A 22964-nucleotide genomic window follows, 5' to 3' on the forward strand; every position below is an offset into this window, starting at 1 on the left:
GCAGATCAAGCGCCGCGACCGCAGCAGGCTTTGTACTTCTTCCCGCTGCCGCAAGGGCAGGCGTCGTTGCGACCTACTTTGGGGATGTCGCGCTTGAGCGGGATGGTGATGCGGGGACCTGGTTCTTCCTGGGGGGCGCTTTCCTCGCTGGGGGCCATGGACTGGCGTGGGGCATTCTCCGGCCCGATCTGGCGGGCGTTGTTGAGCATGCTGTTGCGCAGGTGCTCCATGAATGCCTGGAGACGCTGGTGGCTGCTGAAGAGGTTGGAGACCACCTTGTTGTAGATGTTGGTCATCAGCTCTTCGAACATGATGTACGCTTCGGACTTGTACTCCACGAGGGGGTCCTTCTGGCCGTAGGAGCGCAGGCGGACACCTTCACGGAGGCCGTCGATGGCGTACAGGTGATTCTGCCACTGCTCGTCGATTGCCTCCAGGAGGATGATGCGCTCGCTCTCTTGCAAGAGCTGGGGCAGCACGCCGGTGGTCTTGAGATCGTAAGCACGGCGGACGCGTTCGATGACGAACTGGACGGTTTCATCAAAGCTCTTCGTCTCCAGCGCGGCTTCCTTCTCAGTGAGCCCGAGGGGGAAGGAGGTGTTGAGCCAGTTGAGCAGAGCCGGGTAATTCGCCTGGGTGTCGCTGCTGGAATCCTTGGGGATGAACTCCTCAAGGCGGGTGGGGATGACTTTGTCCAGCACTTCCTCAAGCAGCAGGCGGGGATCGGGGCTGTCCAGAACCTCGTTGCGATAGGTGTAAACCACCTCGCGCTGCTGGTTCATGACATCGTCATACTCCAGCACGTGTTTGCGGGAGAGATAATTGCGCTGCTCCACTCGCTTCTGGGCGGTTTCGACGGAGCGGTTCAGCCAGGGGTGTTCCAACTCCTGACCTTCCTCCATGCCGAAGCGTTCCATGATCTTCGTCATGCGCTCGGCCGCACCGAAGTTGCGCATGAGATCGTCTTCGAAGCTGATGAAGAATTTGCTGTTCCCCGGGTCACCCTGACGGGCGCAACGACCGCGGAGCTGACGGTCCACACGGCGGCTTTCATGCCGTTCTGTACCCAGCACGAAGAGGCCACCGAGCTCGGCCACGCCTTCGCCCAGCTTGATGTCCGTACCACGACCCGCCATGTTGGTGGACACGGTGACGGACCCCTTCTGACCGGCTCGGGCCACGATCTCCGCTTCCTGGCGGTGGTACTTGGCGTTGAGCACGGAGTGGGGGATCTTCTGCAGCTTGAGCAGACGGGAGAGCGTCTCTGAGGATTCCACGCTTGCGGTACCGATCAGCAGGGGCTGGCCAGTGGCGTGGGTCTCAACGATGAGCTTGAGGACGGCCTGATACTTCTCACGACGCGTCTTGAAGATGCTGTCGTTGTGATCCTTGCGCTTGATGACGCGATTGGTCGGGATGCTGAGCACATCCAGACGATAGATGTCATGGAACTCTGCGGCATCCGTCTCAGCGGTACCGGTCATGCCGCCCAGCTTTTGGTAGAGTCGGAAGTAGTTCTGAATGGTGATGGTCGCCAGTGTCTGGGTCTCGTGGTCGATGTGGACACTTTCCTTGGCTTCCACGGCCTGGTGGAGACCATCGCTCCAGCGACGGCCAGGCATCTTACGGCCCGTCTGCTCATCCACGATGATGACCTTGTTTTCCTCAACGACGTACTCCTTGTCCTTCTCGTAGAGGCAGTAGGCGCGCAGGAGCTGGTTGATGTTGTGGATGCGCTGGCCCTGGGTGTCCAGCTTGGCCTGCATTTCTTCCTTCCTGGCCAGACGCTGGGCGTCATCCAGCGCGGCGTCGGCATCGATGTCTGCATAGGCAGAGGCGATGTCGGGCAGCACGAATGCATCGGGTTCATCTGGGTTGAGGAACGTACGGCCCATTTCGCTGAGATCCGCATCATGCGTCTTCTCATCGATGGTGTAGTAGAGTTCTTCCTTGAGCTCAAAGAGGGCGGTCTTCTGAGTGTCCTGGTAGAAGCTCAGTTCGGCCTTCTCCATCGCACGGCGCTTGTCCGCGTCTTCCTGGGCGCGAAGCAACCCGCGGTTCTTGGGCTGACCCAGGCGGACCTGGAAGAGCTTGCGGCCGGCTTGCTCGTTCTCCTTTTTCTCGAAGTGCTCGTTGGCCTCCTGAATGAGACGGTTGCACAGCGTGTTTTGACGGCGCACGAGCTGCTCCACGAGCGGCTTGTAGCGATCGAACTGATGTGTGCTGGTGGCCACCGGACCGCTGATGATCAGAGGCGTGCGGGCTTCATCAATGAGGACGGAGTCCACTTCGTCAATGATGGCGAAGTAGTGGCCGCGCTGCACCTGATGGTCCTTGCTCCGGGCCATGCCGTTGTCGCGCAGGTAGTCGAAGCCAAATTCACTGTTGGTCCCGTAGGTGATGTCGGCCACATACTGGTCGCGTCGCACATCGGGAGCCTGGTCATTCTGGATGCACCCCACCGTCAGTCCCAGGAACTTGTAGAGGGTGCCCATCCACTCGGAGTCACGACGGGCGAGGTAGTCGTTCACGGTGATGACGTGCACACCACGGCCAGTCAGGGCGTTGAGGAAGACGGGCAGGGTGCCCACGAGTGTTTTCCCTTCACCTGTGGCCATTTCCGCGATCATGCCGCGATGCAGCGCGACACCGCCGATGAGCTGAACGTCGAAGTGCACCATTTCCCACCGCAGGGGCTGGTCACACACGAGCACCTCCCGACCGCACAGACGGCGGGCTGCATTTTTCACCACTGCGTACACTTCGGGCAGGATCTCCTCAAGGATGCTGGCTTCGATCTGGCCGAACTTGGGGGCGATGGCCGTGTAGGCTTCTCGGGCCTTGGTGATGCGCTCTTTGCGGGCCTCCAAGGGCTCCTTGGCCCACGCGTCTTCGTTCACGAGATTGACGTCCAAGCTGGGGAAGTGGGTCTTCAAGCGATTGAATCGGTCGGCCACCAGGCGAAGACAGTGGTCCACCTCCTCCTCACCCGCCACACGCAGCCAGACGCCAGCGAGGAACTGGGGCTCATGGAAGGCGCGGAAACGCTCCTGCCAGCCTGCAGTTTTTTCGCGGAGCACGTCTTCAGGTTCATTCTGAAGGTTGGCTTCAATCTGGTTGATCTGGTGGACCAGAGGCCAGAGGCGCTTTACGGCGCGCTGGTTCTTTGAGCCTATAATTTTTCGAACGATCCAATCAAACATGGCAAGGGGAGGGAAAAGGGACGGTAGGATGGCTGAGGATTGACTTTGCGCAAGGTAAGTGTTGAGCAGGCCTCCGCAGGCAAACCTGAGGAGGTGCGGAGCTGCGCACAGTCAATTTTTCGATTAAGGACGGGCACAATGCAGAAGCTGCAAAAGGGCAGGATCTGTCAGAAAACTGCGCCAGCCATCACCCGGTAGAGGGGTGAAGGTTCAGGGAAGAGTACATTGTCTTCCACAGGGGAGGGGCAGGGCTCCCACGGTGCTGGTGAGGCTCAGGCCTCTATCCCATCGGGTGCGCGGAGACACCCCCGCATGAATTCCCACTTGTCGGTGAACCGGTGTTGCTGATGGTCTGGGTACTTGGCCTGTCGGGAAGTCAGCTCCGTTTCCGCCTGCCGCTGAAGATCTATTTGGGTGGCGAAAGGGGTCGCTGCGGGGTCGAAATGCAGCGGGGGATGGGCGACTTGGTCGGAGTCGGCCAGCACAGGAACCGCACTCTGCCACGGCAGCGCCACTTGGGCGGCGGCACGGGGGCGTTCCTGATTGCCGGTCAGAATAGCGACGAGCGCAGGCGGGGTCACCCTCAGGGGTGACGCAGGGCTGGAAGAATCCAGCGGAGTACGCTTTTGTCTGTCAGGCTCACCGGAAGAGGGCCTGACAGGGGTAGAGAGCAGTGGCAGCTTGATGGCCGCCACGCCTGCCTGATCTTCCCCAGCGTCACGGGCCAGGCGTGGCTCTGCCGGAGACAGCCCCACCAAGCCTGCTCCCAGAAACAGGAAGGCACAGGTGGAAAGTCGGCTGGAACTCATGGCGGGAAGATTAGCGGACAACAAAGTTGCAACGAGGGGTACGCGGCTCCCAAGGTCATGGGAGCGGAGAACCTAGCTGAAAACTCCGGCTGTCCAGAATGCGCAACTTCTCACAGTCTGGGCGCAGGTAAAGCAATTGCGTCCGGCTACAGTGTAAAAGCCAGGAGAAGGGCCTGCCACGGCATCGACCTGACGATTTGGTCACCATCACGGTCATGGCCCGCCAAGGTGCCTTTTTAGAATTCCAGAATGCGGGCCAGTACCATCTGGAAACGTCGGTGCGACAATGCGGCTGTGATCATGCTTTCCCGGCATCTTGTCCAGAGCAGGCCGTTGAAGGGGATGAGTGCCAAAAGCCCGAGCGGTGCATCAGACGGGTGTTCTCCCGGGGCGCTGGCGGTTCATGAGCACACAGGCAGCGGCCAGCAGGATCAGGCTTGTCACGCCGGGTTCGGGCACGGCTCCGGGCGTGCCGCCCTTGGAAGAGGCAGTCACAACCATCACAGGCTGGCCTGCGCCTGCGGGTGGGTTGGCAGATTGAGCCAGGGCGAGGACCTCTTTCGGAGACTCATCGACGCCGACGAAGGAGGTGTACGGCGTCAGTAAGGCGTAGCGGACGCCCAGATCGGTCACTGTCTTGATGGTCTTCGCGTCTGGCGTGATCTGGAGCTCGTAGTTGAGAGTGCGAACCCGGTCCTTGGCCCACAGGGGGCGCAGAGCGGGATTCGACAGTTCCTTGATTGCCTCCTGGCCGACGTTGAAGCTGGCCTCATAGGGGGAGCCGCCGGTTTTGCCGCGAATGATGATGCGACCTTGGGGCTGACCGCGCCATTTGCCGATCAGTTCGATCGGGCGGTCGGCAAAGACATCCGGGATGCTGGCAGGCTCAGTTTCATAGGCGTCAAAGCCCTCGTAGGTCACCTGAACATCCGTGAGCACGGGGCGGGAGATGTATTCCCTGAAACGTTCCGCGGCGGCGGCCGCATCTTTTTCCGAAAGCACCACGAAGGGATCGCCCTGTCCTGCATGCGCGAGACCTTCAATGAGCCAGCGGTTCACGGCGGTGCCGATGCCGAAGGTGAAGACGTTGGCATTTTGCAGTTCCTTCCTCACGAGGCGGAAGGCTTCCTTCTCGATGGTCACATACCCGTCAGTGAGAATGACAATGCTGCGCGACACGCCTACCTCCCGGGGCGTGGCAAGCGCCCTCTGGAGGGCTGGGAGCAGCTCAGTGCCGCCATTGCCGCGATGCCGGGAGAGATCTTTCGTGGCCAGATGAATGTTTTCTGGGGTGGCGGCCAGGGGCTTGGGGGAAAGCACGGCGCTGTCGGACGCAAAATGGAGGATGTTAAACGTGTCGCCGGGATTCAGTCCTTTGAGGAGGTCGCTCATCAGGCGCTTGGAGGTCTCGATGGGGAAACCATTCATCGAACCACTCACATCAAGGACGAACAGGTAGTCCCGGGGAGGTGTCTGCCCGGCTTCCCATTTGGCAGGAGGCTGCACGTTGAGCAGAAAGAAACTCTCCGCCTCAGGGCTGGATCCGGCGGGAGCCTGGTGCAACAGCAGTCCGGTGGCCACCTCGCGCCCGGAGAGTTGGTAGCGCAGGACGAAGTCGTGGTTGGCGTGATCTGCTGAAGGGGAGAGCGTGAAGGAGGCGCTGCTCTTGCCGCTGAACTGCATCAGCCCCTGATGGCTGGGGGAGGTGATGGACTGGAGGGGCATGCCTGCCTGGAGTTCCAGATTCAAGGCAAAGGTCGCCGCGCCGACCGAGCCGGTGGCAACGTAGGGATTCTCCATCCAGGCTTCGCCGGTGCCATTTCCTGAACCGCTCTGATAGCGAGGGCCCACGACCGTGGGGAAGACGAATTCGTAAACCCGGTTTGAGGGAAGCAGCTTTTCACTGTAGTGGAGGGAGACCTTCACCTCCTCCCCAGGCAGGATGTTGGCCACACTCATCTCAAACACATTGGGGCGGTGCTCCTCCAGGAGGGAGGCGGATTTGTTCTGGCTTTTGGCCTTTTCGTAGGTGGCCTTGGCCTGGGTCTTCTCCTGGATGGTGGACTTGATGACGCGCTGGCCCAGTCGCATCTCCACGCCATGCACGGCTGCCCGGGTGGAGGCGGGGAAGACGTACTTGGCCTCAATGGGCCCGTCGCCCGTGTTCTGGTACACCTGCTCTACGGTGACGTCAGCGATGACGCCGGAGATTTTTGTTTGGACCTGGGTGGATCTCAGGGGCAGGACATCGGCCTGGCTGGTCTTAGTGCCCGTGACTTGGAATGTCGGAGCGAGCGTCTTGTCCGGCGGCCCATCGCCATAGGGATGGGCTTGGGTGATGGCCAGCGCGATGGGAGTGGCACAGAGTGCCAGCAGGACGGCCGCGAGCGGGATGAATCGCTTTTTCATAGGGCAGGGGAGCTTCCGAGGTTGCGTTCCTGAATTCTCCCCGCCCTGGATGAAGGGATTGTGAACCGATGGTGAAACCGACGTGAATTGCCCGTGAAGCCCACAGGTGAAAATCGCAGGTTTTTCCGTACCCGCATAGCGGGAGCCCCGGAGGGGGGGCACTCGGGAGAATGGGCCGTGTAGTCCATCTCGGTCACGGCAGAGATCGAGTTCGAGAGACTCGTCCCCCACCGTGGCCTACTCCATGCCCGCAGGGACGACGGGTGAGCCTGAGCGGATGCCCTGTTCGGGCTTCTCAAGCACTTGATGGCTCCTGACTCCTGAATCGTGTCCCTATGGGAATTCTCCGCAGAGGAAGCTGGAGTTTTGGCCCGGATCGGGCTAGAGCAGGCATCATCTCATGCTTCAAATCAGCCAGTTCCGCTTGCCCATCGATCACTCTGATGACGACCTGAAAAAGTCAGTCTGCAAGGCGCTGGAGACGCGTCCTGACCGGCTGGGAAAGATCAAGATCAAGCAGCGGGCGGTGGATGCCCGGAAGAAGAATGAAGTCTTGTTCTGCTACACATTGCTAGTTGAGGTGCCGGAGGAAGAGCGTGTCTTGCGACGTGTGGGCAAGCCAGGTCGCATTGAGAAGGCCCCTGATGAACGCTATCTGGAACTGGACCGGTTGACCGCGGAGGCTGCTGCCAATGACAAGGCTGCCAAGCCGAAGATCGTGGTAGTGGGCACGGGCCCATGCGGACTCTTCTGCGGCTTGCTTCTCGCACGACAGGGGTACAAGCCCATCTTGCTGGAGCGGGGCAAGGCGGCGGGACCGCGCGCACGGGATGTGACCGGGTTCTGGCGGCGTGGGTGGGCGTTCGATCCGAATTCCAATGTGCAGTTCGGGGAGGGGGGGGCAGGCACCTTTTCAGATGGCAAGCTCTACACGCAGATCCGCGACCGGGAGAACCGCATCCCCTGGATCTTGAAGGAACTTGCCAAGGCGGGAGCCCCGGAGGACATCCTGGTGAAGAGTCGGCCACACGTAGGTACGGACCGCCTGATCAAGGTGGTGCGCACCATTCGCGAGGAGATCATCAGCCTGGGTGGCGACGTTCGCTTTGAAACCCGCGTGACGGATGTGGTGCTGGAAAACGGAGTCATGCGTGCGGTCAAGACCGATTCGGGTGAGATGATCGAGGCTGAGCGGTTTGTCTTTGCCGTAGGGCATAGCTCCCGCGACACCTTTGAGGCGCTGCACAAGAGTGGGATTCCCTTTGAAGCCAAACCTTTCTCTGTAGGGGTGCGTATCGAGCATCCCCAGTCGCTCATGGACCATTCCCAGTTTGGGAAGTCGGCAGGGGATCCCAAGCTGGGAGCCGCGGCCTACAAATTTGTGGCGCATGCCCCGACTGGGCGCGCGGCCTACAGCTTCTGCATGTGTCCGGGCGGGTTGGTGGTAGCTGCCAACTCTGAACCCGACATGGTGGTGACCAATGGGATGAGCAGCTACGCTCGTGCGGAGTCCAATGCCAACTCAGGATTCATGGTGGATGTCCGGCCGGAGGATTTCGCCGCTGAGAATGTTCTGGGAGGCATCGCCTTTCAAAGAAGTCTGGAGCGTCGGGCCTTCGAGGTCGGAGGACGGAGCTACCACGCTCCCGCTCAGTTGCTCGGCGACTTTATGCGTGGAAAAGCCAGCACGGGTCCAGGTAAGGTCCTGCCATCCTATGAGCCAGGCGTGTTCTGGACGGATCTGCGGGAAGTGCTGCCGGACTTTGTGTGTGATACGCTGAAGGAAGCGGTGCCCATGATTGAAAAAGGGCTCAAGGGTTTCACGCTGGATGACGCGGTGATGACGGGCGTGGAGACCCGCAGTTCCTCCCCGGTGAGGATTCCCCGTGATTCGGAGACCTGCGAGTGCTTGGGGGTGAAGCATTTTTATCCGGCGGGTGAAGGCGCGGGGTATGCAGGTGGGATCATCTCTGCGGCGGTGGATGGGATGCGCGTGGCGGAGAAGATTATTGCGGGGATACAGGGGTAGAGTCGGTCGGCGTTTTGGGCCGCTCAGTTCGTCGTTGGGGTTGGGTTCGTGTAGTCCCTACGGGGACTGAGCCGACGGGGACTGTTGGACTACTCCCGAAGCGTCAACTTGAGGGGGGCAGACAAAAAAGGCGTCTCGCGCTTTCACGCGAGACGCCTCAAAGAGCATCGTGGTCGAGATGGTTTAGGGAACCACTTCGCCGGAACCTGTGTAGATCCATTTCTCGACCTTGCCGCCAAAGACGCGGGCCTGGGCCTGGGTGTCGAAGTCGCCGAACATCGTCTTCGTGGTGTAGTCCACGATGATGGTCCAGTACTCCTTTTCGTCGATCTTCTCGAGCGCGGCATCACCCCACTTTTTGATGTTGGTGGGGGTGATTTCGGTTACCTGACCTGCCTTCATGCTGGCGAGCAGGATGTCATAGGTGCCTTCAGCGTTCTTCACGGGCTTGTCGCCGCGGGTGGCGACGGCCGGGCTGGAGGCGGCCGTGGCCTTGGCGTTGCTGGCGGAATTCTGGGCGAAGAGGAACTGCCGCTTCAGCATGGCGGTGCGGTCCACCTTCCAGCGCTCGTACACATCCGTCAGCACGGCTTTGAGATCCGTGTCATCCACGGAGACCGTAGCCCGGGCGGGCGAGGTTGGGGTGGGGGCAACGGTGAGGTTTTCACCGTTTTGGCCGATCGCAGTGGCGATGCCGCCGGCGGTCATTTTGGAGCCAAACTTGTTGCCGTTGATCTCCGCCATGAACTCGACGTTCTTCATGAGCTTGATGGGGCGGGGGAAGGCGGACTTCGGAATTTCTGTCCAGTTCTTGACCACCTGTTCGATCGGCGGGAAGTCCGGGGTGAGGAAGCCATCGGCGTCGGGCTTCTTCAACTCAGCGCCCAGGCCTGCCATCATCGGGGGTGGGGTGGGCATGGGTTCTGGCTTGGGCGGCTCCGGTTTGGGCGGCTCAGGCTTGGGTTCAACCTTCATCGGCTTGGGTGGTTCCACCGCCACCAGTTCAGGTTGCTTGACCTCCACGGTCTGTGGTTTGGGCTTTTCCAGACCAAAGTAGTCCGCCACGGGCGGATAGGCGTACTGGAAGCCGACAAAGCCGACGCCAAGGAGGAGGATTAGAATGCCAAGGGCTTTCATGGGTGGGTTAGATCAGCGCACTGAGCGGATGTTGGGGAGGGAAAAGGTACGGCTTGCTGGGAGGTTTTCAATATTCAGCCGTTGAAAAAATAGCGGAGGATATGGTAGTATAAGGGCGCGGAAAAGCAGAGGGAATCGATCCGGTCCATCATGCCGCCGTGTCCCTCGATCAGGGTGCCCCAGTCTTTGATGCCGCGTTCGCGCTTGATGGCAGACATCACCAACCCACCAAAGAAGGCCACCAAGCAGAGCAGCAGCGACACCCCAAAGGCCTGAAGTGGAGAAAAAGGAGTGAGGCGATGCATCAGCGCCCCCAGCAGGCTGGCAGAGAGCACTCCACCAATCAGACCTTCCAGGGTCTTTTTCGGGCTCAGTGCTGACACCGGGGTCTTCCCGATAAGCTTGCCCCACACGTACTGGAGCACATCGCTGCCCTGGATCACGGCCACCAGGAAGATGATGAGTCCGGCGCTGCCCATCTTGAGAGGAGGCAGGTTGTCCAGATTCTCCAGCATCGGAATGTGGCTGATGAAGTACACACAGACCATCAGGCCCCATTGCGTACGAGCGTTGCGCTCCAGGAACTCCGTCACGTCCGGCGTGAGCACCGTGACGATGGGGATCAGGATGAACGCATAAACGGGGATCATGATGGCGAACATCCCGTACCACGGGGTGGCGACCAGCCAGTACTGGTAGGGAAGGATGACAAAGAAAGCGGCAAAGAGTCCCCAGTGGTCGCCCCTACGCGTGGGGGTGGCGGTGATGAACTCCCGCAACGCCAGAAACGAGATGAGGGCAAAAATGATGGTGGAGCCCGCTCGATTGAAGGACAGAGCGGCGAACAGAACGATCACCATGACCCACCAGCTGTTCACGCGGGATTTCAGGTTGGCCACCGTCGCTTTGCCGCCCTCGCTCTTCACCCTGCGTCCCAGGATGAAGCTGATGGCGCTGGCCAGAAAGAGCACTCCGAACACCGCAATGATGAGGTTGCGGGTGACGTCGGAGCTGTAGTTGATGGAACTGAGGAGGGGCACGGCAGAGGCTGGGAAGGCGCTGGATTCGAAACGGATGGAACGAGAATTCGTTAGGCAGGTCCTGAGGCGGGGTTGGGGCTGCCCCCGTGGGCATGGGGCATCAAGTTGAGCACCGCGTCACGAGTGCGACGGAGGAACTCGGGTTTCCTCTCCCCTTCTTCCAAACGGAGGGGGGCTCCAAATACCACCGTGCTGATGAGCGGAATGGGGAGGAGGTGGCCCTTGGGAAGGATACGGTTGAGATTCTGCAGGTACACCGGGATCAGTTCCGCTTCCGGCACCTTGTTCGCCAAGTGATAAAGACCGGGCTTGAACTCAGTGATATTCCCGTCCAGGCAGCGGGTGCCTTCTGGAAAAATGATGAGGGACTGACCGGCTCGCAGGGCGTCTGCCATTTGGGAGATCGGATTTTCCGTGCGGGAAATGGCCTCCCGGGCGATGAGAAGGGAGTTGAAGATGCCGCAGGCAACCGCCCGGGTGAGACGGGTCCGCCCCCAGTAGTCACGGGCCGCCACCGGGCGGGTGCGCTCCCGGGCGGCGGATGGCAGGGCCGCCCAGAGGGTGGCAAAATCCAGGTGACTCCCATGATTGGCGAAGTAGATGCGCAGTTTTTCGCACTTGGGGTCGCAGCCTGCCCACACGGCGTTGGCACCGGTGATCAGCTTGGTCAGGAAGATTGAGGCTGGTCTCAACATGGGCATCACGGGTTCGTTGGAGTATTCTTGTAAAGATCCCGCGAAATAATACACAGCCTCCGCCAGCAGGTGAAAACACAGCCCACTACGATGACGGCCAGGGCTGCGGTCATCACCATGTCGGCCTTGCCGTCAGGTCGGATCCATAGCTCTGCGATGCTGCCCAGGCAGGCAATGGTGATCACGGCCATGCGGTGCTGCTTGGCCATGGGGCCGGCAAAGGATTGGTTCCCCGTGAGCGTCCCGCCCAGCACCCGGATGTAGGCCGTCATCACAGCCAGCACGGCGGCCACCCAGCCCAGAGGCATGCCCCAGAGCTTGATGATCCAGTCGCTGCTGTAGCCTGCGGCCATGAGGATCAGGGGATCAGCAATGCGGTCGGGCACCTCATTGTAGAGACCTCCCACCACGCTTTTTTTGCCCCCTTCGATCGCGACCATGCCGTCCAGCAGGTTGCAGAGCAGACGCATCTGGATCCCCACGGCGGCTCCGATCCAGAGCAACGTGGCGGCAGTGGGGCAGCAGGCCTCGCTGGCAGTCATCAGGCAAGCTACGCTGACGAGGGCAAAGACCACGCTGAGTACGGAGATGGCGTTGGGCGTGAGGCCCCACGCGTCCACTTTGACGGCCAGACGTTGCGCCCATGGTTTCTCACGGGACTTCAAATAGCGCCGTGCTCCCACGCCTCCAGGGGTCTCTTCTTGCATGGCGCACTGTTGGCAGATTCGCCCTCCATGCAATGCGATTTGTTGAAGGTGGCAACTGGCAGCCAAAGGGCATGACTTCCTGCTTCTCAGATCGCCCTTCCTGCCTATGCTGCCGGGATGCCCCAGTCTCAGCCTCAGCGCCTTTTCCTCCTGGACAGCATGGCCCTGCTGTACCGCGCCCATTTTGCCTTGATTCGGAAGCCGATTTTCACCAGTGATGGCGTGAACACCTCTGCCCTGTTCGGCTATGCCAATGCGTTGTTGGACATTCTGCAGAACCAGAAGCCGACCCATTTGGGGGCCGCCTTCGACACCAGTGCGCCCACGCCGCGCCACACCATGTTTCCCGCCTACAAGGCGCAACGGGAGGAGATGCCAGAGGATCTGAGCGTGGCCATTCCCGCTGCCAAACGCCTGCTCAAGGCCATGCGGATTCCCGTGCTGGAAGTGGATGGCTGGGAGGCCGACGACATCATCGGCACTCTGGCGCACCATGCCGAGGCCCGGGGCGGTTTTGAAACTTACATGGTCACCCCTGACAAGGATTTTGGGCAGCTCGTGACGGAGAACACGCTGATCTACAAGCCAGGCCGCCAGGGGGCTGACACGGAGATCTTGGGGGTCAAAGAAGTCTGTGAACGCTGGGGCGTCAGCAATCCTGGGCAAGTGATTGACCTCCTGGGCCTCATGGGAGATGCCAGTGACAACATTCCAGGCATTGCCGGAGTGGGTGAGAAGACGGCGGCCAAACTCATCCAGCAATTCGGCAGTGTGGAGGCCATGCTGGATCGGGTCGATGAGATTGAAGGCAAGCTCAAGGACAAGGTCAAAGCGGGCGCGGAGATGGCCAGAATCTCCAAGCAACTGGCGACGATCATGGTGGATGCGCCGCTGACGGTTCAACTGGATGATCTGGCGTTGCTGGGATTCGATGAAGAGGCGCTTAAGTCCATCCTGGTCGAGTTTGAGTTTAATGCACTTGGCCGTCGCCTTTTTGGAGACGATTTCAAGGCGGGGAGAGGGCGTCAGCTAGGGGGCGGGGTTGCGCCTGTCTCTGCGCCGGCCCCTCCGGCGAAGAAGTCCAAAGGCGGAGACCTCCAGGGGGATCTGTTTGGAGCGGGGGCGGAGACGATCCCGGTGGCGGCGGCAGGAGATGAAGGATCAGCGGAAGCGATGGCGGATGCCGCTGCCGCGCCTCACCTGCCTGGGTTGAAGACCATCCGGGACATCCCGCATCGCTATGAACTGGTAAAGACGGCAGATGAACGCAGGGCATGGCTGGAGAAGCTCGCCGGGGTGGACGCCTTCTGTTTTGACACGGAGACGGACGGACTGGATCCGCTCTCCGCCCGCATGCTGGGCATAGCCTTCAGCATCGCTCCTCATGAAGGTTGCTATTTCCATATTCCCGAGGAGCGGGATGAGCACCTGGCCGTGCTGAAAGAAGTGAAGACCTTCCTGTCCACCTCGAAGGCGGAGAAGATCGGTCACAACTTGAAGTTCGATCTGCGGGTGTTCCTGGCCCACGGCATCGAGGTGGCCGGACCCTTCTTCGACACCATGCTGGTGCATGCGCTGGTCGAGCCGGATCAGCGTCATGGCATGGACTACCTGAGTGAGCGCTATCTGGGCTACAGTCCGGTGTCGATCACGACGCTTATCGGTGAGAAGAAAGGAGCGACGCCGCAGAAGAGCATGGCGGAGGTGCCCCTGGAGCCTCTTGCCGAATATGCCGCGGAAGACGCGGATGTGACGTTGCAGCTATCCCAGAAACTGCGTCCTGAGCTGGAGCGTCTGGGGTTGATGAAGGTGTTCTATGAGATCGAGGCACCGCTGCTGCCCGTGCTTGCCCATATGGAACATGAGGGGGTGAAGGTGGATGTGCCCACGCTGGAGGAGTTTGGTCAGGAACTGCTCAGTCAGGCCAATGTGCTGAGAGAGCGAATCCAGGGCTATGTGGATTGGCCATTTAACCTGAACTCACCCAAGCAGCTTGGGGAGGTGCTCTTCGATCATCTCAAGCTGATGGAGAAGCCCAAGAAGACGGCCACGGGGCAGTACCAGACCAACGAGCAGACCCTGCTCACCCTGCAAGGGAGGCATCCCATCATCGACGACATCCTGGCTTATCGGGAATGCACGAAGCTCAAGAGCACCTATGTGGATGCATTGCCTGCCGCAGTGAATCCGCTGACGCATCGGGTGCACACGACGTTCCATCAGCTCATGGCCGCGACGGGGCGCATGGCCTCGACGGATCCCAATCTTCAAAATATCCCGATTCGGACGGACCAAGGACGGGAGATCCGTAAAGCATTTGTTCCCGAGAAGGAAGGCTGGGTGCTAATGAGTGCCGACTACTCCCAGATCGAGCTGCGCGTGATGGCGGAGTTGAGTGCTGATCCGGCAATGATGGAGGCCTTCCAGGAAGGGCATGACATTCACCAGGCCACCGCCGCCAAGGTCTATGGCGTGGCGCTGGATGAGGTGCTGCCAGAGATGCGCCGCACGGCCAAGATGGTGAACTTCGGCATTATCTATGGCATCAGCGCCTTCGGCCTGAGCCAGCGGCTCGGAAATACCTCGCGTACCGAAGCCGCTCAGATCATTGAAAACTACTTCAAGCAGTATCCTGGTGTGAAACGGTACATGGAAGACATTGTCACCCAGGCCCGTACCCAAGGCTATGTGGAGACGCTTACAGGGCGACGCCGCTACCTTCGTGACATCAACTCCTCGAACATGACCGTCCGCAGCGCCACTGAGCGAGTGGCCATGAATGCCCCCATTCAGGGAACGGCGGCAGACATGATCAAGCTGGCGATGGTGAATGTCGCCAGATCATTGCGTGAAGGTGGGTTCAAGACCCGGATGCTTCTCCAGGTGCACGATGAACTCCTCTTTGAGGTGCCGTTAGAAGAGGTGGACAAGGTGAAGCCGGTGATTGAGCAGGGGATGAGGGAGGCGCTGCCGCTCAAGGTGCCGGTTCTGGTGGAGGCTGGGACTGGCAAGACCTGGCTGGAGGCGCATTGAGGGGGTTAAGTTGAGAGTTATGGGGCTGAGGCTTGAAGTTTTCAGCCCCTCTTTCACAACGCCTTCGACTGCAGTTTTCGTGAGGTGAAGAAGGCGTACCCGAGGGCGAGCGCTGACCATCCCAGAAGCAGTGTAAGCAAGGTCCAGATATAGGGCACGGCGCTCAGTCCGGAGAGTTTGAGTGCAATGAGGAGCACGCTGATGCCCATGAGGATACGGCCGGCGAAGCGATGGGTTCGGTTCCAGACCTCGGGAGACTCCAAGGTCCAGGGACAACGGATGCCGATGGTGTAGTTGGGGCGCAGCTTGCCGAAGTAGTTTCCCAGAAACAAGAAGAGCAGGGGAATGCCGTAGAAGATGGTGCTCTTGATGACGCCCAGGTTGCCCCATGAGGCGTAAACGATGCCCACGGTGCATGAGCCGAGAAGGACGCACACAGCCAGCATCGATTTACGCAGGACGTTGCGCACCTGGTCGCGGGTATCCGGTTCATATTTTGCCATCTTGGGGTCGAAATTGAACCAGATGAGGGTGGCGACAGTGACCAGAATGGAGGTCATCGGCAGCAGGAGCACGCCTGGCAGGCGGTTCATGAAACCATCTGGCCGGAAGTGGATGTTGAAGTGAACGGGAACCCGGTCAGGGATCTGTGGCCAGACGACGGCGAGATACACCAGAGGAGCGGCGAGCACCACGATCTCGGGCCAATGTTGGATCAGTTGCTTTTTCATGAGACTTGGGTGACTCGGCAGGTTTGGCTGCCGTGAGGCTGAGCAGCCAGCGGACGGCGTCTTCCACCACGCTGGTGGCGAGGGAATAGATGACGAACTGCCCCTGTTTTTCGGAGGTCACGAGGCCCGCCCGTTTCAGTAGATCCAAATGATGGGAGACGGTGGGACGCCCCAGCTTGAAATGCTCTGCGATGGCCCCGGCAGACAGGTCTCCACCCCGCAGCAGATCCAAAATGGCCCGCCGGGTGTCATCATTCAGCGCCTGAAAAAGAGTCGTCACAGGATTGATTCGATATTTCGACAATCGTAGAAATGATTGACGTTGTCAAGGCGGCCAAAAATATTTTGTCCAATGGGCAAAATATTCTGCCTTTTGTTCAACAGCCTCATCACCTCGCACGTTAAGGTCCAAGGTTTAAGTTCGTACATACATGGTAACAACCCCTTTTGGCTCCCATGCCCGGTGCAACCGAGCCCTCGGTTCGCTGGCAAATCTACTACAGGGCCCGGGCAGATATGCCGGTTGGTGGGAGGGGTTTTGTGCGGCAATCATCCTGTTGGCCACGAGCGCGGAACTTCCTGCGGCGAACATCTACTGGGGTGGCACGAGTGACGGAAACTTCCAGACGTTGGGAAACTGGTACACGAATGTGACGCAGACCACGGCAGCGTCGGCCCTCCCCGGGGCATCGGACATCGCCACCTTCAATGCCCAAGGGACGGTGACGAACGCCATCAGCACGCTCGGGCAGTCGCTGGCCCTCCAGGGGATGCTCTTTAATAGCAACGCGTCGGGCAACATCACCCTCGGTACGTTGAACGACTTCGTGGTGACGTTGGGCACGGCAGGGATCTCCGTGCAAGCTGGCAGCGGGAGCCACACCCTCAATTCGGGAGTGACGGTGGGGAGCACCCAGTCATGGACGAACAATGCGGGGAGCAACAAGGTGCTGACGGTGGCGGGCAACGTGACGTTGAGCGCCAACCTGACCCTGGCGGGGGATACAGGGATCAATGTGACGGGTCCGATCACGGCCACGACCAACCGGACTCTCACGATCTCCAATACCAGCGGTGCAGTCAATTTGGGGGCGGTGAGCACGACGAACACCCAGACCTTCACTGTGCAATCGGGAGCGGCGGCGACGGTGAATGGTGTGGTGTCGGGTGCGAACTATCACAAGGATGGAGTGGGAACCCTGACCTTCGCAGCAGCGAATACCTTTACCGGGAACCTGCGCATCCTCGATGGCAAGGTGGTGGTCCAAGCCTCAAACACCACCAATCATCAGTTGATCTTTGGCAACGCCTCAGGTGGGGCGGGCTCAAATGGATTTGGCACCTTCGAACTCGACAACACGGTGGCGGATGTGAACTACCGCATTTCCACGCTCTATGTGCATCCCACCAGCGACGGAGCGGTGATTCAATCCTCGGGTGGGGCCTTTGCTGCCAACCTCTTCCTCAACGCAAATCGCGACTTCATCGTCAATGAAACTGCGTCGGACATCGATCTGCTGGTGAACGTGGGGATTGCCAACGGTGATGGCACGGCACGCAGCCTCAACAAGCGGTCGATCGGTACCATGGTGATGCAAGGGGTGAACAGCTACACCGGCACCACCTCGATCGCTCGTGGCAAACTGGTGCTGGACTACAGCGTGAACAACAGCAACAGCCGGCTGGCAGATGCTGCGGTCGTATCCATGAGCGGCGGGAATCTGGAACTGCTCGCGAATGGATCTGCCTCGTCGGCGGAGACCGTCGGTTCCCTGACGCTCGGTTCAGGAACCAACGGAATCAAGCTGGTGGAAAATGGCGCAAATGGCGTCACGCTGACCGTTGCGGCGGGCATCAGCCGGGCGGCACCCAGCTCGTCCAGCGGCTCTGGAGTGGTGAACTTTGAGCTGGGCAGCGCAAGTCTGAACAAAGTGGTGTCCGTGGGGGGCCTGGGGAATGACGCCCGCGGCATTCTCGGTGCGTGGGCAACCGTGGGAGGAGATCGTTGGGCGACGAAGAACGGCAGCAATGAGATCGTGGCCCACGCGGCCACGGTACAGAGCAATCAGTCGGCCTGGGCGGCCCTGGATCATGTGGTGGTGGACTCGGTGCTGATGGGCACATTGCGGACAGCGGAGGTGGCCTCATTGGTCTTCGACGCTCCGGTCGCCAACAATCTGGTCATCAACAATGCGGCGGCAGCGCTCATGTTGGGATCTGCCGGGGTGCTCGTGAGCGACGATGTGGGGGCGAATGCCACGACGATCTCAGGAGGCCAGCTGCTGGTACGCAATGCTACTCAAGGGGCCAACGCTGAGCTGGTGCTCACCAACTATTCTACGGGCACCCTTTCGGTGATCTCGCATATCGGTGCCAGCAACACCACGCAGTCGGCCACGCTCAACATGACGCTGGCCGGGACGGGCCTGATTGAGATTGCCGGGAACAACTACTACAACGGCGTCACCAACATCCAGGGCAACGTGCGGGTGAGTGGGGGCAATGCTCTCAACGACTATGCAGCCCTGGTGATGGCGGCCGGCGGACAAATGACGACCCTGGGGGCCACTTTGAACCTAAATGGTTCCACTGAAATCGTGGGGTCTCTCCAGGGTGGAGCAGCTACGGATGACACCTATGCCGAGCTGGGGCGAGGTGAACTGTCCCTGGGCACGGGGGGCACCCTGATTGTGAACCAGTCTTCGAGCAACTCCTTTCACTCCCGCATCAGCGGCAGTGGCACATTGGTCAAACGGGGCAGCGGAACTTTGACGCTCTCCACCAATGGCAACCACACCATGACGGGAGAGCTGCGGGTATTGGGAGGATTGCTGGACCTCACCGGAGGCGTTGAAGGATTCATCAACATCAACACCATCCGGCTCCGGGGTGGGCAGCTTCGTGTGGAGCAGAATCAAACCGGACAAGTCAACAAGCTGAACAACAGTGCGACGCTCGTTCTGGAAGGCACGTCCGGCGACGGCTACCGCATCACAGGCAACCAGAATGCCACGCGGACGGAGACGGTGAACATCCTGGAACTCCAGGGTGGGGCGAACACCTTTACTTTAAACCATTCTCTGACGGCGAGCCCAACGAACAACGCAGTGCTGACGACCTTCGCGTTTGGCAGTACGGCGACGAGCAACTTTGTGCGGAACAACGGGGCCACGCTCCTGGTACGAGGTGCCAACTTGGGCGGGACCGCCAGTGCCACCACAACCGCCACACGCGTGACCTTCGGCAGCTACACCAAGCTGGACAGCTTCTTGATCGGGGATGTGAGCAACAGTGGTACGAAACGCAAGATTCTGCCGTTCATCATCTCGGACAGCTCGGCCACTGGCGCTGGAAACACCTTCGTCACGCGAGATACGAATGGCCTGAGAGCCCTGGATGTTGCCACCGAATACGTGATCACCTATGCGGTAGCAGCGGCGGGCGACAACGTATCGCTCAACAGCGCCGTGGCGACGGCGGGCACGGCGACGGTCAACTCCTTGAGATTGGATGGCAGCACCGCTGGCTTCAGTGTGACGGGGGCAGGTGGAGGCACCAATGTCCTGACCCTGACGAGCGGCGCACTTTTGTTCACGGCAGGTGCCACCGACAATGACGTCACGATCAGCGGGTACGATCAAATTCTGGCGGGCACTGCAGACGCAGTGGCGGATGAACTGGTCGTCTTCACCACCAGCACACATGCGACAAGCCCGGCAGGGGCGACGCTCACGATCGCTTCCCAGATTGCCAACCAGGGGACGGCGGCGACCGGAGTCACCAAGGCCGGGAATGGCACTCTGGTGCTGAGCCACACAAACAACACCTACTCGGGCCCTACGACCATCAACCAGGGAGTGCTGGAGTTTGGAGCGGCGGGCAGCCTTGGCAGTGGCGGCGTTGTCCTGGCGGGAGGCACGCTCCGCTGGGGGGCGGGAAACAATGCTGATATCAGCAGCGGGCGTTCGGTCGAATTGCTGGGGGCTTCCGTCTTCCTCACCCCAGCCGGTGGGGGTGCCATCCTGAATGTGGGCAGTGTGTTCGACGTAGGGGCAAACAACGTCACTTTGAGTGGGGCGATTGGAAACAACGGCTACGGCGGACTGACCAAGATTGGAGCAGGCACCCTCTCTCTATCTGTAGCACCCACCTATAAGGGCGCGACGGTGGTGGCCCAAGGGGCAATGAACTTTCAGACGATCGCGGCGAACACGACCGAGGCTCTCTACCTGGTGGCGAGCGGTGGCACGGTCTCCTCCATCGTTGAGAGTGGCCTCAATGTGCAGTCGCTGATTGTGGGCGGAGTGTATGGCACGGCTCAAGGCGTGACGGGGCAGTTGACCGTGAACGGTGGTGCAGTGAACATCGGCGATGGCAGCAGTGATGATTTCCTCCTCATCGGCTACCGTGACACGACTGCATTGGGAGGCGTTGACACAACGAGCAGCACCCGGGGGGATGCGAATTTTTCGGCCACCAGCTCGGTAAACATCAATGTGAGCCGGCTTCTGATTGGGGCCTACCAAGGGGCTGTGCCCTCCACCAACTCCCATACGGCGACTGGGGGCCTTGTGCTGTCCAACACCTCCAACACCATCACCGCGGGCACTTTCATCATCGGCTTTTCTCCCACTGCGGTGGTCAACACAAATTCCGCCTCGACGGTGAATTTGGGAACAGGCTACACCACCATCAACGTGGATTCCTGGGTGATCGGAGGGGAGCGCTCCAAGGCCACGGTATCGATTGGTGGCGGTGGAAGCCTGACGGTGAGAGGGCAGGCGGGTGGGGAAACGGGTGCCAATCTTTTCATCGGTGACAACGACATGGTGTCCACTGGAACTCCCAACGTCTCATCGCTTGATCTGACGGGGGCGACCTCCATCGATATGAAGCTCAACCTGCTCATCCTCGGGCGCATTGGGAATGCGAGCAGTACCAACGGGTATGGGCGCGGGACTCTGATATTTGGGACCGGTGTGATCGAGGCCACAACGATCCGGATGGCTGACCACGAGTATTCTTCAGCGGGTTCTGGCACCCCATCCAACACTCAAGGCACCATCACCCAACGGGGGGCATCCACTTTCCGGTTCGGGGAAATGAGCCAGGGCACGGGCACCGCAACCTACAACTGGGAGAGTGGTGCCATTGAAAACCTGGAGGGACGCGACCAGTTGAATCAAAACGTGACGATTTCCTTGAACGGGGCGGGCGGGGTAAATGATGTCGGGTTGCGAACTTATTCGGTAGGAGCGGGCCAGCAATCCACGTTTGAAGCTGCGGCGGAATTTGCCGGGACTGGCTCCTTCACCAAGGCCGGTCTGGGGGAGCTCATTCTGAATGGGATCAATCTGAACTCGGGTAATCTGCGCATTGCTGCAGGTCGCGTTTCTCTTCGCTCCACCGCGACGATGGATGATGTGGCCTGGGTCAATCTGGATTCGGGTGCCGCATTCGACGTGAAGAATCGCACGGCTTCGAGCTACACCACGGATGCGGTCATTTCAGGCACGGGCGTGATCGATGCCACAGGAGGTACTTTCACTGTCGGAACGGGAGTGGGGGGAACCTCCCGGGTGGGCGTGCTGCGACCTGGGGAGTCCAGCGTGGTAAACAGTGCCGCCTCCGCGAGCACCGTGGGAGACGCCACCGGTACTCTCACGGTTCTAGGAGGCCTGAATCTGGCTGGAGATGCAAGCCGGGTGGATCGGGCAATTCTGCAGGTGGGAGGCACCACCCGCAACATCGCCTCCACGTTCAGTTCCTTTGCCACGGTTGGGGAATGGGTGGATTCCATTCCCACCGCTCATGCCAGCTTTTTGGAGGATAGCGGAGGCAACCACGACTTCATCGACGTGCAGGGGGCGATCACACTCAACGCCAATGGCGGCATCACCGTGCAGACCACTTCTGGCTACACTGGGGCGTTCGGCGATGTGTTCAACCTCATCGACTGGTCAAGCATCATCAACAACAGCTTCACGGTTCCCAATCGCTACGACGATGGCACAGGGCTGGGGCTGATGCTGGATCTGCCCACATTGAGTGCTGGCCTGACTTGGGACACTTCTCTGTTCCTGGACCACGGCACTCTGGTGGTGACGCCAGAACCCTCCCGCATGTTGTTACTGGTAGCGGGCTTCAGCATGGCTCTGCTTCGTCGTCGGAGGAAAGCGTGAACTTGGGGGGAAATTGCCGGGGCAGGGACTGCCCCGGCTATAGGCCCTTGAAGGCTATGGAACAGCCGAAGAAGAAAACCGAGACACTGAGAAAGATACCCGCAAGAAAAAGTCCGATTGCCAATCCGACCGGCGACTTGGCATCGGGGTCGACTTGCAATGCCCGTGCCAGCACGGTACTGGCAACGAGGATGAGCACCACTCCGGCGAAAACAGCCAGCAGGAGGCTTTGCCTGATGGCATCAACTTTTCAACGACGCCCATCGCCACAAGGGGATAAGCCACGACAGCTCCGAACCAGACGATGCAGCCCATGCCGGGGCTGGTAGGCGGACGGGATTCGAGGTCTGACATCGTGGGGTGAATCGACCCTATGGCGTGTCATGCACCCGTGGCGGGCAAACACGTGCTCCTGACCAGGTTCTTACGAACCCAGCCACGAATGCCTCTGCAAACGTCCGCCGAGGAGAAGCTTGTGGCTGCGTTTGTGAAAACGCGGAAGGGGTGAATCGACCCTATGGCGTGTCATGCACCCGTGGCGGGCAAACACGTGCTCCTGACCAGGTTCTCACGAACCCAGCCACGAATGACTCTGCAAGCGTTCGCAGAGGCGAAGCTTGTGGCTGCGTTTGTGAAAACGCGGAAGGGGTGAAGCGACCCTATGGCCTGTCATGCACCCGTGGCGGGCAAACACGTGCTCCTGACCAGGTTCTTACGAACCCAGCCACGAATGCCTCTGCAAACGTCCGCCGAGGAGAAGCTTGTGGCTGCGTTTGTGAAAACGCGGAAGGGGTGAATCGACCCTATGGCGTGTCATGCACCCGTGGCGGGCAAACACGTGCTCCTGACCAGGTTCTCACGAACCCAGCCACGAATGACTCTGCAAGCGTTCGCAGAGGCGAAGCTTGTGGCTGCGTTTGTGAAAACGCGGAAGGGGTGAAGCGACCCTATGGCCTGTCATGCACCCGTGGCGGGCAAACATGTGCTCC

The 22964-nt window shown here is 60.0% G+C and carries 12 protein-coding genes; 3 read left to right on the forward strand and 9 right to left on the reverse strand.

Annotated features, from left to right (window positions below; translation table 11 throughout):
• Positions 1–5: 5 nt before the first annotated feature.
• The 3 genes from secA to VSP_RS35145 all read right to left on the reverse strand — a co-directional run bounded on the left by secA (position 6) and on the right by VSP_RS35145 (position 6421).
• On the reverse strand, positions 6–3203 hold the full coding sequence (gene secA / locus VSP_RS12390) for a preprotein translocase subunit SecA (RefSeq protein ID WP_009960958.1): 3198 nt from the start codon (positions 3201–3203) through the stop codon (positions 6–8).
• Between the two features lie 272 nt (positions 3204–3475).
• Positions 3476–4012 (reverse strand): hypothetical protein, encoded by a 537-nt coding sequence (locus VSP_RS12395; protein WP_009960959.1) that lies wholly within the window; start codon positions 4010–4012, stop codon positions 3476–3478.
• 369 nt (positions 4013–4381) lie between these two features.
• Positions 4382–6421, reverse strand: coding sequence for a VIT domain-containing protein (locus VSP_RS35145; RefSeq protein WP_009960960.1), 2040 nt, complete (start codon positions 6419–6421; stop codon positions 4382–4384).
• A 400-nt stretch (positions 6422–6821) separates the two neighbouring features.
• Here VSP_RS35145 and VSP_RS12405 point away from each other — a divergent pair, with 400 nt between their 5' ends.
• Positions 6822–8450, forward strand: coding sequence for an NAD(P)/FAD-dependent oxidoreductase (locus VSP_RS12405; RefSeq protein WP_009960961.1), 1629 nt, complete (start codon positions 6822–6824; stop codon positions 8448–8450).
• A gap of 183 nt (positions 8451–8633) precedes the next feature.
• On the opposite strand, the gene VSP_RS12410 is transcribed toward VSP_RS12405, so the two are convergent.
• The 4 genes from VSP_RS12410 to VSP_RS12425 all read right to left on the reverse strand — a co-directional run bounded on the left by VSP_RS12410 (position 8634) and on the right by VSP_RS12425 (position 12029).
• The gene (locus tag VSP_RS12410; RefSeq protein WP_009960963.1) at positions 8634–9587 is read right to left on the reverse strand and encodes a hypothetical protein; all 954 of its coding nucleotides are present in this window, start codon (positions 9585–9587) and stop codon (positions 8634–8636) included.
• Positions 9588–9661: 74 nt separating this feature from the next.
• Positions 9662–10627: a phosphatidate cytidylyltransferase gene (locus VSP_RS12415; protein WP_009960964.1), complete on the reverse strand. Its 966-nt coding sequence runs from the start codon at positions 10625–10627 to the stop codon at positions 9662–9664.
• 50 nt (positions 10628–10677) lie between these two features.
• A complete protein-coding gene (locus VSP_RS35150; RefSeq protein ID WP_009960965.1) occupies positions 10678–11328 on the reverse strand; it encodes a lysophospholipid acyltransferase family protein in 651 nt (216 codons plus the stop codon).
• Entirely contained in the window at positions 11328–12029 is a 702-nt protein-coding gene (locus tag VSP_RS12425; protein ID WP_009960966.1) for a CDP-alcohol phosphatidyltransferase family protein, read from the reverse strand. The genes VSP_RS35150 and VSP_RS12425 overlap by 1 nt, the downstream gene beginning before the upstream one ends.
• Before the next feature lie 117 nt (positions 12030–12146).
• Here VSP_RS12425 and polA point away from each other — a divergent pair, with 117 nt between their 5' ends.
• A complete protein-coding gene (polA, locus tag VSP_RS12430; protein WP_009960968.1) occupies positions 12147–15062 on the forward strand; it encodes a DNA polymerase I in 2916 nt (971 codons plus the stop codon).
• A 53-nt stretch (positions 15063–15115) separates the two neighbouring features.
• Here polA and VSP_RS39335 read toward each other — a convergent pair whose 3' ends face one another.
• Both VSP_RS39335 and VSP_RS12440 read right to left on the reverse strand, forming a co-directional pair.
• Complete coding sequence (locus tag VSP_RS39335; RefSeq protein ID WP_081452516.1) at positions 15116–15793, reverse strand: SdpI family protein; 678 nt, start codon at positions 15791–15793, stop codon at positions 15116–15118.
• On the reverse strand, positions 15702–16073 hold the full coding sequence (locus VSP_RS12440; protein WP_009960971.1) for an autorepressor SdpR family transcription factor: 372 nt from the start codon (positions 16071–16073) through the stop codon (positions 15702–15704). The genes VSP_RS39335 and VSP_RS12440 overlap by 92 nt, the downstream gene beginning before the upstream one ends.
• A gap of 151 nt (positions 16074–16224) precedes the next feature.
• On the opposite strand from VSP_RS12440, the gene VSP_RS12445 reads away from it, so the two are divergent.
• Complete coding sequence (locus VSP_RS12445; protein WP_081452517.1) at positions 16225–21975, forward strand: autotransporter-associated beta strand repeat-containing protein; 5751 nt, start codon at positions 16225–16227, stop codon at positions 21973–21975.
• The last annotated feature ends 989 nt before the right edge of the window (positions 21976–22964 follow it).

The sequence above is a fragment of the Verrucomicrobium spinosum DSM 4136 = JCM 18804 genome, assembly GCF_000172155.1.
Taxonomy (GTDB): domain Bacteria; phylum Verrucomicrobiota; class Verrucomicrobiia; order Verrucomicrobiales; family Verrucomicrobiaceae; genus Verrucomicrobium; species Verrucomicrobium spinosum.

Coding starts and splice junctions, on each gene's coding strand:
- secA (WP_009960958.1), bottom strand. CDS start 3,203: ATGTTTGATTGGATCGTTCGAAAAATTATAGGCTCAAAGAACCAGCGC.
- VSP_RS12395 (WP_009960959.1), bottom strand. CDS start 4,012: ATGAGTTCCAGCCGACTTTCCACCTGTGCCTTCCTGTTTCTGGGAGCA.
- VSP_RS35145 (WP_009960960.1), bottom strand. CDS start 6,421: ATGAAAAAGCGATTCATCCCGCTCGCGGCCGTCCTGCTGGCACTCTGT.
- VSP_RS12405 (WP_009960961.1), top strand. CDS start 6,822: ATGCTTCAAATCAGCCAGTTCCGCTTGCCCATCGATCACTCTGATGAC.
- VSP_RS12410 (WP_009960963.1), bottom strand. CDS start 9,587: ATGAAAGCCCTTGGCATTCTAATCCTCCTCCTTGGCGTCGGCTTTGTC.
- VSP_RS35150 (WP_009960965.1), bottom strand. CDS start 11,328: ATGCCCATGTTGAGACCAGCCTCAATCTTCCTGACCAAGCTGATCACC.
- VSP_RS12425 (WP_009960966.1), bottom strand. CDS start 12,029: ATGCAAGAAGAGACCCCTGGAGGCGTGGGAGCACGGCGCTATTTGAAG.
- polA (WP_009960968.1), top strand. CDS start 12,147: ATGCCCCAGTCTCAGCCTCAGCGCCTTTTCCTCCTGGACAGCATGGCC.
- VSP_RS39335 (WP_081452516.1), bottom strand. CDS start 15,793: ATGAAAAAGCAACTGATCCAACATTGGCCCGAGATCGTGGTGCTCGCC.
- VSP_RS12445 (WP_081452517.1), top strand. CDS start 16,225: ATGGTAACAACCCCTTTTGGCTCCCATGCCCGGTGCAACCGAGCCCTC.